This is a genomic window from Luteolibacter sp. SL250, assembly GCF_026625605.1.
GTDB lineage: Bacteria > Verrucomicrobiota > Verrucomicrobiia > Verrucomicrobiales > Akkermansiaceae > Luteolibacter.
Genome location: NZ_CP113054.1, coordinates 4,745,637 through 4,760,159 on the forward strand (window position 1 = coordinate 4,745,637; position 14,523 = coordinate 4,760,159).

Genomic DNA, 14,523 nt, shown 5'->3' on the forward strand with positions numbered 1-14,523 from the left:
GGAGGTGCTTAGCTTTTGTCTGCGTCGGACGGGGCCGCTGCCGGTTTTTTCTCCGTGAATGGCTCCGGCTTTACCGGCGTGTCCGGGCGGGCCTTGAGATGGCCCTCCATGATCACCCGCTCTCCGGGTTTCAGACCGTTGGTCACCACCCACTTGTCGCCGATGGCTTCCGCGGTATCGATCATCCGGAGTTGCGCGTGATCCTTCTCGTCAACAATGAGTACGCTGCCCTTGCCGCCCTGCATCCGGGTGACCGCGCGTTGCGGTACCGTCACGGCGTTCGGCTTCACGCCTTGCACGAAGTTGGCGCGGGCGAACATGCCGGGAAGCAGCAGGCGGTCCGGGTTTGGAAACTCCGCCCGCAGGGTTACCATCCCGGTCGTTTCATCCACGGTGACCTCGGAGAAGAGGATCTTGCCCTTTTTGTCGTATTCGGAACCGTCGTCCAGAATCAGCGTGACGGCGGATTGCTCCGGTGATGCCTCACCGAGCGTTCCGGATGCCATCGCCCGCTTCAGGGAGATGAGTTCCGCCGTGGACTGGGTGAAATCGAAATAGATGGGGTCCATCTGCTGGATCAGCGCCAGCCGGGTGGCGGTTCCCTGTCCGACGAGCTGGCCTTCGGTCACCTCCGCCCGGCCGATGCGGCCGTTGATGGGGGCGGTCACGGTGGAATAACCGAGGTTGAGGTCCGCGGTTTTCAGCGCGGCCTTCGCCGCCAGCACGTCCGCCTGGGCCACCTGCAGGGAGGCCTCCGCATTGTCGATGTCCTGTTGGCTGACGGATCTGGAAGCCGCGAGCTCCCGGAAACGGACCGCAGTCGCTTCGGTTTGCTTCACCGTCGCCTCCGCCCGGGCCAAGGTCGCCTCGGCGCTCGCCTTGGCCGCCTCCAGCGGAAGGGGGTCGATCTTGAACAGGACGTCGCCGGTTTTCACGTCGGCACCTTCCTGGAAGGTCTTCTCCAACAGGATACCGGGAACACGTGCGCGGATTTCGGAAACCCGAACCGCGTCGATGCGGCCGGGATATTCACGGACGATGCTCACGTTTTCACTCGCAGCCGGAACGAAGGTCACCGCTGCCGGTGGCATCTGCGGTGGACCTTCCGGTCCCTTTTTTCCGCACCCCGGAAGAAGGAACAGCCAGCTCAGCGACAAGGGGATCAGAACGTAGTTTTGCATACAAAATGGGCGGTCGACCGGATTCCAAAACGATTGTTTTATTTTGGCCGCAGTTGAAATAGCATCGGTCCTCCCATCCCGGAATTATTTTGAAGTTTCCAAGCTGGTAACTCGATGTTACCAGTCTGGCGGATGGAGCTCCGGCATTTGAGATACTTTGTGGCTGTGGCCGAGGAGCTGAATTTCCGCAAGGCGGCTGAAAACCTCAGCATCACCCGCCCGGCGCTCAGCAAGCAGATCAAAGATCTCGAGAATGAGATCGGTGTCAAATTGCTGGATCGTGATACCGTGAGCGTGTCCCTCACCAAAGCGGGGGAGGTTTTCCAAAGCGATGCCCGGACCCTGCTGGACCTGGCGGAGAAGGCGATCGAGCGGGCGACGGAAGCGCAGGCCGGGAGGATCGGGAAACTCCGGATCGGCAGCGTGGGTGTTATTGCCACGGACTTCCTGCCGGCCACGCTGAAGATCTTCAACAAGCGCTATCCCGGCGTGGAGGTTTCCTTCGTCGAGATGCACCCCGAGGAGCAGTTGGATGCCCTGGAAAGCGGAACCATCGACGTCGGCTTCGCCTACGGCACCGATCCCCTAGGGCAGGCGGAGATGGACCTGCTGTGCGTCATCAAATCCCACTTCGGAATCGCGGTTTCCAAGCACCATCCATGGGCATCCCGGGACCAGGTCGATCTGGCAGAGACCCAGCGGGAAACCATGCTCTGCCTGGGCAACGGATCCCGCTCCCACCGTGAGGAGGTCAATCGTTTCATCACGGAGGAAGGCCATCCCACACCCCGCATCCGCTCGATCGAGGGCTTCGACTCTTTTCTCACCATGATCGCCGCGGACCAGGGCATCTCCATGCTGCCCGTGGTGCTGGATCTCACCACTCAGGGCATCGTGATCCTGCCTTTCACCTCGAAGAACATCTTTGAGTTCAAGATGTGGGCGGTCTGGAAAAAGGACACCCCCTCTGAAATGGTCACCCATTTCATCAAGTTGCTGGAGGAGAGAACCTGACAGACCTCAACCCCCGGCGGCGGCGGCGATGCGTTTGCGCATCGCCTCATCGGGCAGCGGTCCGCGGCAGGCCCCCATGTTGTCCCGCAGGTGCTTCACCTTCGAGGTCGCCGGAATGGCGCAGGTGATCGCCGGATGGGAAATGATGAATTTCAGCATGAGCTGCGCCCAGCTCGTGCAGCCGATCTCCACCGCGAAGTCCGGCAGCGGCTTTTCCCGCAGACGGGCGAACAGATTTCCCCCGGCGAACGGACGATTCACGATCACCGCCACGCCGCGGTCCTTTGCCATCGGCAGAAGCTTTTCCTCCGCCTCCCGCTCCGCGAGGGAGTAGTTGATCTGGAGGAAGTCCAGGGAGTCTGACTCCATCACCTTCATCACAGCGTCATGGCTGCCCTTATGGTAGTGGGTGACGCCGAGGTAACGGATGATCCCTTCATGCTTCCATGAGTTCAGGGTATCCAGATGGGCCTTCACATCCACAAGGTTGTGCACCTGCATCAGGTCGATGACCGGTGTCTTGAGCTTCTTCATGGAGGCCTCCATCTGCCGGATGCCCACTTCCTTGCCGGAAGTCCACACCTTCGTCGCCACGAACAGGCCCTTCCTCAGGGAAAGCCGCTCCATCAGATCCCCCGCGGTGTCCTCGGAAGCGCCGTACATGGGTGAAGAATCGATCAACTTCCCTCCCAAGGCTGCGAACTCCTTCAGCACCTCCGCCAGCGGTCCCCGCTGGTCCGGTGGCACGTCGAATGTCTGCCAAGTGCCAAGACCGATCGCCGGGAGCATCTCCTCTGAAGAAGGGATTTTCCGCCGGATCAGGTCCCCGGACTTTTCCTCCGCCGCACGGGCACCCGCACCCATCGCGGCTCCCGCCGCCAGGATTCTCAGACTGTCACGCCGGCTCATGTTCATGGACCCAACCGCTATCACGGCTTGCCAGTTTCCGCAAACACCACCGACTTCCGCTTCCGGTCGATGCCCACCAGGCCTCCCGTCTCTGGATCAAGCGCGATCCCCTGCCCGGGAAACGGTGACGGATGGGTGGCCACCCACTCCACCACCTTCCCCGCCTCCGGGACCTTCAGCCGGTAGATCCGCTTTTTGTCATGACCGTTGGCGAGCAGCTCCCCGCCCTGCCACACCGCCCCGGACAGGCTCATCTTCCCCCACTCCGCGACAAACTCCGGGGGATAGGTCCATCTCCCCGTCTCCTTCCAGTCCGCATCATACCGGACCAGCACGGAGTTCCCGTTGTCCTTCCCGTAATGGGCGAAATGGCACCACCAGCTCCCGTCCTTCCGCAATGCCCACGTCAGACTGCCCGGCGGCTCACTGAATTCGTGGAAGATCTCCAGCTTCATCGTCGCCGGATCCAGCATCAGGATCTTCCCTTTCTCCGGCTTCAGGGGAAAGTTGCTGTGCGCGCAGTAGATCTTCCCGTCCATCACGACCGCGCTGTTGAGATGGGACGCTTCCCCCTCGCTGAGGGCCAGTTCCTTTCCGTCCGCACGGTCGAGCTTCGCGATTTCCTTACTGGCGACCGCGTAGATGAACCGGCCATCCACCGCCGCAGCCTGTGTTGCAAACCGGGAAGGAACCACGCGGGTTTCCACATAGGCGGTCTCCGCTCCCGCCGACATGCATACGGCCCATCCGATGATCAACTGGAGGATTCCACGCATGGGGTCATCTTTGCCAAACGGGTCATTCCGTCAGCCATTTTTTCAGGAAAGCGATCTGCCGCCGTTCGTAGTCCGGCCCCAACGTACGGCCCAGGCCACTATGCCGTCCGTTCTCCACTTGGATCCATTCCTTGGCAGGCGAGGACAAATTCCCATAGATCCGCCGACCGTGGGCGATGGGAAAAACCTCATCCGCCGTCCCGTGGGACAGCATGACCGGTTGGTGGATGGATTTCGCCGCCTCTTCCGGAAGAACATCGAACGGTCTCCAGCTCCCCTGCACCCCTGCCCGGCGGAGGGTGGGATGGACAATGGCATCAATCCGCACGCCGGTGAATGAAGCCGCCCTCAGGCAGGCCGCTTCCGGAAGGGATGCGAATGTGCTCTCGATCACGCCACACTCGATGCGGGGATCTTCCGCCATCGCCTGCAGCGCGATGGCACCACCCATCGAGTTTCCGAAAACCCCGATCCTCGATCCCGGGTCCCCTTTGTGGATTTCATCAATGATCAGGGAGATGTCCTTCTTTTCATACCACCCATACGTGCAGCAACCGCCCCGGCTGCGACCGTGTCCGCGCGAATCGAACGCCACGACCCGGAACCCCTCATCGCACAAATAACGTGCGAAGTTTCCATAGACGTCCTTTGACGAACAGATTCCATGCAGGAGAACCACGGTAGGCCGGGATCCCCCCCCTTTCTCCGGAGCCATGCGGAAGCCCTCCAACGTCACCCCTGCCTCCGGCGTCACCCGCATGGGTTCCAGTGTCACACCGGCAGGCACCGGCTCCGCGAAAACATCAGGTGAGGCCCCACGGGGTGGATGGAGCACGGTGGCAGGCAGCAGGAAATAGACGGCCACCGTCACCACGGCGAACAGCAGCAACGCACTGATCAAGACACGTTTCGCCCTCCTCATGCTTGGAAATTGCCCGGTAACCGAGCGATTTTCAAATGCTTCCCGCTCGAAAAGATCAAGGGCCGCGTCTCATCCATCTGGATCAGTCGCGGCCCTTGTCTGAATGCTTCATTGGACCTCTCCCTCACCCGAGGGTGGTCGGAACGGAACCTTTCACGGGTCATCCCGCCGGGCCATGTCCGTTGCATGACGATAACGTCGCATGGCGGAGGTCCGTCCGTGGGAGATCAGCCCTCTTTCTTCCCGCCTTTTTTCTTGGAGGCCTTGCCCTCCTTGCGGGCGGCCTTCACGACTTTCTTCGCCTTCCGCACATCCCGTTCTGCCAGCTCCAGACGTTCGCGGGCCTGCTTCAGGGCCGCCTTGGCATCCTGGAGTTTGGAAGGAGCGGCTTCTCCTGCGGTCGGAGCTTCGGTGATGGCGTCGGGTGTGGTTTCCATGAGGTTCTCGTGAATGAAACGAAACCGTAACAAACCCACTCCCCGGGCAACAACCGCCGGATTGTTACAATTTCAACCCACGCCACAAAGACCTTTTCTGATGGGATCACCGTGTTTCGGTCCCGTGCCTGATCCTTCCGCAAGCAACCCGATTGACTCATCTGCCCGACTTTCGCAGACTCCCCCCCGGAGCTTGGTGATGGAGACTGAAAACCATCACCTTGCCCGATTCCGCCCACGCCAGGACGCAACCATGATGAAAGACGAATTCGCCAAACTCGTCCGGGAGGACCTCTTCCGATATACCGGCAGGCTGGGGGCGGGCGCATTCATCTGGGCGTGGTATCACGAAGCCGGCTTCCGCATCACGTTCATGATGCGCCTTTGCCGGCACCTGAGGTCACGCCGCCTCACCCGCTACGGCCTCTATCACATCGTGAGCTTTCTCCACCAGCGCTCCGCGGTCCGCCACGGGGTATTCATCGACCCGATGACGGAAGTGGGAGGCGGACTCTTTCTCGCACACGCCCTCAACATCGTGGTCAACCGCCGCTGCCGCATTGGCAGGAACGTGAACCTCTCCCAAGGCATCACCCTCGGGATCGCCAACAGGGGCTCAAAGGCTGGGACGCCGGAGATCGGTGACAGGGTCTACATCGGCCCCAATGCCGTGATCTTCGGAGCCATCCGCATCGGCAACGAGGCCGCCATCGGCGCCAACTCCGTCGTGACGAAAGACATCCCCGACCGCTCCGTGGTCGTTGGCATCCCGGGCGAGGTCATCTCAGACAAAGGCTCCGACGGCTACGTGAACAATGTCCTCCACCAGGCTTCCTAGCCGGACGATCCCATCCAGAGATGCCGCCTCGCCATCGCAGGAACCCGTCACGCGGCGACCCGCGACCTGATGATCTTCTTGAGAACATTCAGCCAGCCGACGTTCTTCGCCAGGACACGCATCAAATACAGCCTGTCACGATACAACCGCCTGACATCCAGGGCATCCCGATGGGAGCCGAACAGATGATTGTACGTCTCATCGAATTCACCGAAAACGGAGGCACTGACCTTGTCCTTGGTGAGGTGATGGATCGTCAGATACCTCAGGGTATCAGCGTCCATCTTTCGATCCCTGATGTTCACCAGCCAGTCCGGATTGAATCCGGGATACCTTTCTTTGATGGAAATCAGCAGGCGGAACAATTCCGTCCTGCTTTTGACGTACCGTTCCGGCGTCATCAGAACACTCAGGGAATCCTCGTTCCAAAAGTAGTTATAGTAGGTCGATGGCGTTAATACGAAACTCGATGCCTTCACCAGGACTTCCGTGGAGTAGATCAGATCCTCCGCCAGATTCTGATAGACGGAGCCATACACCAGATCCCCGAGCAACTCCCTCTTCACCATCTTGTTCACACAAGCTCCGAAGAACAAATGCTGGATGGCATCCTTTCCGTCCGCCCCGGCCCTGGAGAATTCCTTGATCTTCAGTTCCGTCAATATCCTGACCCCATCGCTGCGGATGTCATTGAACACAACGACATCCGGATGACCTTCTTTCTCCGCAAGCTGCAGCAGTTCTGAGAACATGCCTGGATTGACCCAATCATCCGAATCCACGTGGATGACATAAAACCCTTTCGCTCTCCCGATTCCCGTCTTCCTCGCTACAGCCAGACTGCTGTTGACCTCCTGGTCGATGATCAGCAGGTTCTCGTACCGCTCCGCATATTCCTCCAGAATGGCACGACTTCCGTCCGTGGAGGCGTCATTCACCGCGATCACCTCAAACCCGACATCCGGCCCCTGGGAGAATATCGAATCCAGGCACCGCCTCAGATACTTCTCGACGTTATACACCGGGACCACAACCGAGAGCATGCCTTCCATCCTGATTTTATTCTCTGAACCCTGCTTCGGCGCGCTGGAATCCGTTTCCTGGATGCGGTGCCGGGCCGACGGTAGCGGCCACGCGAGCCCCCCGTCAAACCGAACATGCTCACCATCGTTCCCCCATGCGGGGAAGGGGAAGAAGGACCGCGGGAAAGGGCCGTCCGGAGCCGCGAAACCGTGCACCTTCCCCTACAAGCGGACGCCCCCCCGCAAGGTAACCGTTGATAATCCCGGAACTTCTCCCTAGAGATCATCGCATCCCGGCTGCGGCGGCAATGACGGCGTCCGCAAGGCGGGTGGTCGCCCCGGTATTGTTCAGGCCGACGCGGACACGAATGGAGGTCCACAAATGACGATGAGACGCTTGCTTTTCATATCAAATCTCTTCCCGGATCTGGACCATCCCATCCGAGGACTCGACAATGCTACGCTGCTGCACTCCCTGCGCGATGAATGGGACATCCGCGTTCTGAGCCCCCGGGCGGTGATGCCCCCATGGCGGCGGGACAGGTTGCTGCCCCGCAAGCAGGATGAGGTGTTTTCACCACGTTTCATCCGCTGTCCTTACGTGCCGAAGTTCGGAAGCTGGTGCAACGACACGCTCATGAGGCACTTTCTGGCACCTTCGTTCGGCCGCATCGTCGGGGATTTCAAACCTGAGGTCGTCTTATGCTCATGGCTTTATCCGGACGGATGCGCGGTCGCCGAGCTGGCCGGACGCCACAAGCTTCCGGTGGTTCTGGTGACCCAGGGGACCGACACCCACGGCTACCTGAAGTATCCGGTCCGTCGCCGGAAAATTGTCGCGGCCATCAATCGCAGTGCGGCTGTCATCTGCCGCAGCGGGGATCTCGCAAGGCGGTTGCATGAGGCCGGAGCGGAGGACTCGCCGCTCAAGACGGTCTACAATGGCGTGGATGTCCGGGAATTCTGTCCGCGGTCCCAGCACGACGTCCGCCGGGAACTCAATCTTCCAACGGAGGATCCAGTGCTTCTTTTCGTCGGCAACTATCTGCCCGTGAAAAACCCGTTGATGCTCATCCGAGCCCATGCGGAACTCAACCGTCGGCGTGGCGCGAGCGGAGAGCGGCCCGCCCGGCTGATATTGATCGGTGACGGCCCCTTGCGGGACGAAATGGGAGCCGCCATCAAGGAGGCTGGGCAAGCCGGCATGGTGGACCTCCGGGGACGCGAGGCTCCTCCCTCTGTCGCCCGTTGGATGAGCGCCGCGAACCTGCTCTGCCTCACCAGCCACAATGAGGGATTCCCCAATGTGATCCTGGAGGCAATGGCTTCCGGCCTGAAGGTGGTCAGCACGGACGTCGGAGGCATCGCGGAGCTGGTGGACCGCCCGGAGCGGGGCCTGCTCACCCCCGCCGGGGATATTGGGGCCTATGTCCGCGCCTTGGAGGAAGCCCTCTCCGCCCAGGCCGGAGAACAGGCGGAAATGACGTCCGCAAGCGAGCCGGACTGGAGCTGGGAGGCAGCCGCGCGGGAGTATCATTCCATTCTCGGATCCGCCCTGGCAGGCACCGGCACCAGATGACATACCGCTTCACAAGGCTCCGGGGATGCCCTAGGGTCGCCGCCGATCTCTGATGGAATTTTTCTTCGCCGTTTTCTTTCTGCTCTTCTACTACCTTCGTCCGCAGGACTGGGTGCCGGGGCTGGCCGGGATGAATCTCGTCAAGCCCATCATCGCCATATGGATCGCCTCATTTTTCATGGGGAGGTCGACACCTTCCCCGCTGCCAGGGCTGCTCAAGACCCCCCATGACTGGGTGATTCTTTCCTATTTCGCCTATGTAGTGTGGATGTCGCCGGACCCGTCCGGTGCGTTTTCCGGATTCCTTCCACTGGTGGTCTTCTATTTTCTCACCGTCCAGTCCATCACATCCTGGGAGCGACTGACCACCTACCTGAAATGGTGGATGATCGCCCTCCTCGCCCTGGCCATCATTGCCAACCTGATCCCGCTGGGAATCGATCCCACAGGGGGCAAGGTCTATCTCGAGGAACACGGTCGTCTCTGCATCGGAACGTGGCTCCACGGAAACCCGAACGCCCTCGCCCACTCCGTCGCCGTTGTCCTGCCGATCGCCTACCTGCTTTTCTTCTGGAAAGGCACCTCCCTCGGGAAGTGGGTGTATTTCCCCCTCTCCGCGGGACTTGCCTACTGGTGCGTGTTCCAGACCCAGTCGAAGGGGGGCTTCCTGGTCGGGGCGGCCGGCCTTGCCAGCATCTTCATCATCGGGAGGCCGAAAATGGTCCAGGTTTTCGTGGTGGTCGCCTCCCTCACCGTCGGGATGGGTGCCCTCAGCTATCTGCCCCGCATGGCCCAGATGAACGACCTCAGGTCGGACGAAGGTGTTCAAGGCCGGCTGCTCGCTTGGGAAGCGGCACGGGTGGCCACCAAGACACACTCGACCGGTGTCGGCTGGGGGCAATTCAATGCGGTGATCAACTGGAAGGAAGGCAACAAAACCCTCCAGATCCCCAAAGCCACCCACTCGAGTTACGTTCAAGTGGGAGCCGACCTCGGCCAATACGGACTCTTCATCTATGTCGCCGGGCTGTGGTGCGCCATGCACACGCTCCTGAGATTCAGGCCCGCCAATGACGAGGAGGACCGCTGCCGGAGGCTTCTGGGAGTCATCCTGCTGTCCACTGTCGTTTCCGGCTGGATGATCAACCGGCAGTATCACACGGAGTACTTCCTCCTGATCGCCGCGACCGCCGCGCTGCACCGGCTGCGCATGGCCAGGGCGGAAGAGCCATCTCCCGCCCTGGCGGCGGCGGATGACGAGGATTTGCCCGAAGAGGATCCCGAAGACGCGGAACCCGTCCGCAATGAAGAACCCGAGGAGGCCGAACCACGGGAAGAAGATGAGCTGGTACCCGCTTTCAGCACCGGAAAGCCTCTGGGCACACCGCCTTCCAAGCCGTTCTGGAACCGGTTTGGCGCGGTTGATCTGGCGGTTTGCACGGGCCTGACCTATTCAATTTTCTGGCTCTGGGATTATATCATCACGAACCTTTGAGCGGATGTGAGCCCTCCCTGCGGAGGATCCGCCTTCAACTCCCGGAACCGCGCTTCCGGCCCGCCAGCTCCTCATAGAGCCGCGCGTAGCCGTTGACCATCGATGCCAGCGAAAACCGTTGCTCAGCGGTGCTCCTGGCCCCCGCCCCCAATTCCGCCAGGAGTGGTAAATCCGAGGCGATGCCTCCGAGTACCGATGCCAGCGCCTCCGGAGTTGCCATTTCACGCAGGAAGCCGTTGACACCATCGACCACCACTTCGTTCGCCCCGCAGGCCGGGTGCGCCAGGCACGGCACCGCACAGGCCATGGCCTCCAGCATGACGTTCGAAAGACCTTCACAATCAGACGGAACCACCAGCAGATCCATCATTTTATAGAAATCCACGGGATCCGATTGATAGCCTGCCCACACGATTTTATCCTTCACCGGACTCTCCTCGATTTTCCGCAGGATGGCCTCCCTCGCGGTTCCATGGTCCCCGACGATGAGCAACCTCAGCCGGGGCTGGGCAGGGGAAAGCCGCTCGAAAGCTTCGATCAGCCTGGTGTGGCGCTTGAATGCCGCAAACCTGCCGACAATCCCCAGCACCACGGAGTCTTTCTCCAATTTCCACCCCTCCCGCAGCGAGGCCCGCTCCTCAGGCGCGGCCGGAGAAAAGCGCTCACAATCCACTCCATTGATGATCACCCTGATCTTCTCCCCTGAAAAGCCGTGGTCGATCAAATCCGTCCGGAGACCCGCCGACACCGTGTGGACCGCACCACAGGCACTGTAGCCGGCTTTCCGCAACCACCTGCGCTTGGGCGTCATTTCGTCAGGACGCATCTGTCCGTGCTCCCCCTGGAGAAGCACCGAACGGCCACCCGTGAGGATGTTGCCCAGGGTACCATAAATCAGCGGCCCCAGATTGTGGGTATGCAGAACATCCGCCCCCACACTCCGGATCGCCCGGGCGAGCTGCGGCGTCACGGAAAAACGGAAACCCGGAGGCTTGTCGAAGCAGATGACCTTCACATCCTCCCTGAGCCTCCTGGCAAAATCCCCCACACGCTCAAGACAGGCGATCGTCGTGGCGAATTTCAAAGGATCCAGCCGATTGGAGATGTTCACCACACCATTCTCCATCCCCCCTGGCTCCAATGAGGTGACCAGATGCAGAACCTGGATCTTACCCCTGGGGGATATCTCCCGGGAGATCCCGGCGGAGTCTGGAGTTTTCATCGCTGCTGCTTGATCTTGCTGGAGGGTGAATCGCGGGCGGATTACCGGCGAAAAGCCCCCCACCGGGCAAGGGAAAACGCAACCTGCGGAAGGGAAGATGACCCTTGACAGCGAAATCCCGGAGGACAACAACTGCTGTCCGGACTTTGTTGAGTATGAGAGGTATTGTCATCCATTTTTTACAACAGGATATCCTGAACCTGCACCCCATGATTTACCTAGGGTTCGCGGCAATCTGGATGCTGATCCTCGTTTCAGCGGTCATTAGCGTGAGAAGCCTGGAGATCCCGGTTGGTTTCAAGGTGGTGTGGCTTCTGCTGATCTTCTTCGTGCCCATCGCCGGCCTCGCCCTTTACGCCCTCCGGTGCCTTCTCAGGGCTGACTGGAAGGCCCTGGCGCCACTGTTCCACTCCCGGAAACTGAATCAGCATCTACCCTCGGCCAAAGCGCCCAACGTACCCCGCCGCAAGGCTTGATTTCGTCCATCTTCATGAGCATTTCCTCTGAAAAACCAAAGTTCGACCCCCTCAAGCTCATCTCGCAGGCGCTGTCTTACGTAAAGCACGTGAGACTGATGCTGCTGATGCTGGCGGCCGGCCTGATGGTCGGCATGATCGTTTATATGTTCACCACTCCGTCCTACCGTTCGACGGCAGTGCTGAGCATGCATGGCTTCGGCGCTCCGATGGTCGACCGTGATGTCCCTGAAACCTATCAGACCACCACTTTCCAACGCAGCTTCCTGACACGTTTCAACTCCGCGCCCATCCAGCTCGCTGCGGCGAAGCGGATGGGACTTGTGGGGGAATCAGCCACCAGCGAGGACCTCCGGTCCATCATTCCGAGCCTGCTTCTGGTTCCTACGGACGCCCGGACCCTTGAAATGACCGTTGTCGCCCATAATCCGGAAACCGTCCGCGGCTTCGCCCAGGCGATGGTCGAAGCCTACCGGGAGGTCCAGCACCAAAGCTACGAGGAATACCGGGACGAGGCCCTGCGCCGCTACACCGAGCAGGTTGACCGCCTGGAGGCGGAGATCTCCGAGACGATCAGCTCACTCTCATCGGTCGAACGGGATCAGAACCTCACCGAAGCCATGCTTGAGCAGCAGAGCCTGTTCGATATCCCGAAACAACTCATCCAGACACGGGAGCGGCTGGCCAGGATGAAAGACATCAAGGTCCTCCTCACCAATCTGGAGTCCAAGCCGGAAGGCGAAGATGCGGACGCAGCTTCCGGCCCGGTGAACAGATTCAGCAATATGATGTCGTTGCTGTCGCTGCTGGCCAATTTTGAAAATGATACCGACGTCACCGTGGGTGATGTGGTTTCCACCACCGGTCCGCTGAGAGGCACGGTCAAGGCGGTCAACTCAGAGGGCACAAACCACATCGTCGCACCGGCGGATGTGGACTCGATCGAACCATGGAGGAAACTCGAGAAGGAACGTCGTATCCTCATCAGTGAGATCCAGCAAAACGCCAGCATCTACCAACCCGGTCACCGGGTGATGAAGGATTTGACCCAGAAACTCACAGATACGGAACGGGCTCTGGAGACGGAATTCCGGGTCCTCCGCCAGAAATTCGACCTCAACTTCACCGCTCTTGAGGAAAAGGAGAAGCAATTGCAGGCACGCCTTCCTGAGTATCACGCGATTTCCGAGCAAGTCGGGAAATCTTCACATGTCTACTCTACGATCGAAGCCAAACAGAAAATGTGGGACGGTGCCAGAGCCCGTTTGGCCCAGAAGCTGGCGACGGTGACCTTCGCCGAAGAGTTCGACTGGGTCGAACTCCGGTTCAAGGGACTGGTAAGCCTGCGTGACGAAGTTCCGATCTCTCCGAACAAATTCAAGGCGGCGATCATCGGTCTCGCCATCGGCCTTGCCGGTGCGTTCGGACTCCCGACCGCCCTGAATCTCCTGAACACGACGGCTTCCACCGTCCCCCAACTCGAGCAGCTCACCGGCATCGAAGGCATCGGCATCGTGCCGCTGACCTCAAAATCCCTGCTTGAGGATGTCGCCCGCTCCCCCGCCCAGGGCGCCTCTGTTCCGAACTATCTCCTCGAGTGTTTCCGTGTGATCCGCGCCAACATCGTCATGCACCCCAACCGGCGGAACCGCTCCCAGATCGTCCTGGTGACGAGTGCGAGGCCGCAGGAGGGCAAAACCACCCAGGCGACCAACCTGGCGTGGGCATTCCAGTCGATGGGGGAAAAAACATTGCTCCTCGACTGCGACCTTCGGCGCGGGCGGGTGCACGGGGTCGTCGGGATCGACAAAGCCCCGGGCATGACCCGCCTGCTGCTGGGAGAATGCTCCCTGGAAGACGCGATCCACAGCACCGGGCCCAATGGATTCGATGTCATCCCCCGTGGTCCCGTCATCGCCGGAACCACCGAACTCCTCTGTCAGGACGTGTTCCTCAACATGCTGGAGCACTTCAGGAAGACATATGACCGAATCGTCATCGATGCTCCACCGGTTCTCGGCCTCAGTGAGTCCAGCTCCCTGCAGAAGGTGGTGGACGGCACGGTGCTGGTGGTGCGGGCCGAAGTGACCGGACGCAAGGATGTGATGGATTCCATCAATATTCTCCGGCGGTCGCAGGCCCATTTCTTCGGCTTCGTTCTCAACGCGGTGGACCTGTCGAAACTGGGTAATTACTACAACTACTATTACTATTCCGCTCCCTACTACGATCAGATGGAATCGGAGGAGCAGCCCCGTCCCCTGGCAGGAGTACGTTCCTGACAGATAGACATATATCCCCACGACAGGAAAAATCTTGAAATGGGTGACAATTTCGCGGCGTTATAGCGGTGGAGACTCTGGATTCAAACCGGCTACAACCACCCGCTCCCGGCAATTCCCGCATCCCACGCCAGCCTGGCACCCCTCATATCAGGGAGACCCGGCGGGTGATGGCACAGCGGAGTTCCGGATCCGGCACGGTTCGCGCTTACGCACCTACTCCACTATCCACGTCATGGCAGATTCATCGTCAGCAGCGGAAATTTCCTACCTCGCTCCGGGCGCCCGTCAGACCCTGACCGCTCCCGCCGCCACCACTCTCCTCCATCGTTGCGGTGTCTGCGGCGGAGCCAGCTTCTTCCAAGCGTAG

At 60.3% G+C, this 14,523-nt stretch carries 14 protein-coding genes; 7 read left to right on the forward strand and 7 right to left on the reverse strand.

Annotated features, from left to right (window positions below; all coding sequences use genetic code 11):
• Positions 1-8 precede the first annotated feature (8 nt).
• Positions 9-1,181, reverse strand: a complete 1,173-nt coding sequence (locus OVA24_RS20560) for an efflux RND transporter periplasmic adaptor subunit (RefSeq protein ID WP_267672046.1) — start codon at positions 1,179-1,181, stop codon at positions 9-11.
• 132 nt (positions 1,182-1,313) lie between these two features.
• On the opposite strand from OVA24_RS20560, the gene OVA24_RS20565 reads away from it, so the two are divergent.
• Positions 1,314-2,195, forward strand: coding sequence for a LysR family transcriptional regulator (locus tag OVA24_RS20565; protein WP_267672047.1), 882 nt, complete (start codon positions 1,314-1,316; stop codon positions 2,193-2,195).
• 6 nt (positions 2,196-2,201) lie between these two features.
• Here the strand turns inward: OVA24_RS20565 and OVA24_RS20570 are convergent, their stop codons facing one another.
• From OVA24_RS20570 to OVA24_RS20585, 4 genes are all read right to left on the reverse strand, one after another.
• Positions 2,202-3,110: an aldo/keto reductase gene (locus OVA24_RS20570; protein WP_267672048.1), complete on the reverse strand. Its 909-nt coding sequence runs from the start codon at positions 3,108-3,110 to the stop codon at positions 2,202-2,204.
• 14 nt (positions 3,111-3,124) lie between these two features.
• Positions 3,125-3,880 (reverse strand): NHL repeat-containing protein, encoded by a 756-nt coding sequence (locus OVA24_RS20575; protein WP_267672049.1) that lies wholly within the window; start codon positions 3,878-3,880, stop codon positions 3,125-3,127.
• A gap of 22 nt (positions 3,881-3,902) precedes the next feature.
• Positions 3,903-4,802: an alpha/beta hydrolase gene (locus OVA24_RS20580; RefSeq protein WP_267672050.1), complete on the reverse strand. Its 900-nt coding sequence runs from the start codon at positions 4,800-4,802 to the stop codon at positions 3,903-3,905.
• 227 nt (positions 4,803-5,029) lie between these two features.
• On the reverse strand, positions 5,030-5,239 hold the full coding sequence (locus OVA24_RS20585) for a hypothetical protein (RefSeq protein ID WP_267672051.1): 210 nt from the start codon (positions 5,237-5,239) through the stop codon (positions 5,030-5,032).
• Between the two features lie 253 nt (positions 5,240-5,492).
• Here OVA24_RS20585 and OVA24_RS20590 point away from each other — a divergent pair, with 253 nt between their 5' ends.
• Positions 5,493-6,077 (forward strand): serine acetyltransferase, encoded by a 585-nt coding sequence (locus OVA24_RS20590; RefSeq protein ID WP_267672052.1) that lies wholly within the window; start codon positions 5,493-5,495, stop codon positions 6,075-6,077.
• Between the two features lie 47 nt (positions 6,078-6,124).
• Here OVA24_RS20590 and OVA24_RS20595 read toward each other — a convergent pair whose 3' ends face one another.
• Positions 6,125-7,120 carry a glycosyltransferase family 2 protein gene (locus OVA24_RS20595; protein ID WP_267672053.1) on the reverse strand — a complete coding sequence of 332 codons (996 nt, stop codon included), beginning with the start codon at positions 7,118-7,120 and terminating at the stop codon, positions 6,125-6,127.
• Positions 7,121-7,487: 367 nt separating this feature from the next.
• Here OVA24_RS20595 and OVA24_RS20600 point away from each other — a divergent pair, with 367 nt between their 5' ends.
• A complete protein-coding gene (locus OVA24_RS20600) occupies positions 7,488-8,678 on the forward strand; it encodes a glycosyltransferase (RefSeq protein WP_267672054.1) in 1,191 nt (396 codons plus the stop codon).
• A 52-nt stretch (positions 8,679-8,730) separates the two neighbouring features.
• Positions 8,731-10,173, forward strand: coding sequence for an O-antigen ligase family protein (locus OVA24_RS20605; protein WP_267672055.1), 1,443 nt, complete (start codon positions 8,731-8,733; stop codon positions 10,171-10,173).
• 34 nt (positions 10,174-10,207) lie between these two features.
• On the opposite strand, the gene OVA24_RS20610 is transcribed toward OVA24_RS20605, so the two are convergent.
• On the reverse strand, positions 10,208-11,395 hold the full coding sequence (locus OVA24_RS20610) for a glycosyltransferase (protein ID WP_267672056.1): 1,188 nt from the start codon (positions 11,393-11,395) through the stop codon (positions 10,208-10,210).
• A 155-nt stretch (positions 11,396-11,550) separates the two neighbouring features.
• Between OVA24_RS20610 and OVA24_RS20615 the strand changes: the two genes are divergently transcribed.
• The 3 genes from OVA24_RS20615 to OVA24_RS20625 all read left to right on the forward strand — a co-directional run bounded on the left by OVA24_RS20615 (position 11,551) and on the right by OVA24_RS20625 (position 14,523).
• Positions 11,551-11,871 (forward strand): hypothetical protein, encoded by a 321-nt coding sequence (locus OVA24_RS20615; RefSeq protein WP_267672057.1) that lies wholly within the window; start codon positions 11,551-11,553, stop codon positions 11,869-11,871.
• 14 nt (positions 11,872-11,885) lie between these two features.
• Positions 11,886-14,153 carry a polysaccharide biosynthesis tyrosine autokinase gene (locus OVA24_RS20620; protein WP_267672058.1) on the forward strand — a complete coding sequence of 756 codons (2,268 nt, stop codon included), beginning with the start codon at positions 11,886-11,888 and terminating at the stop codon, positions 14,151-14,153.
• 235 nt (positions 14,154-14,388) lie between these two features.
• Positions 14,389-14,523, forward strand: coding sequence for a hypothetical protein (locus OVA24_RS20625; RefSeq protein ID WP_267672059.1), 135 nt, complete (start codon positions 14,389-14,391; stop codon positions 14,521-14,523).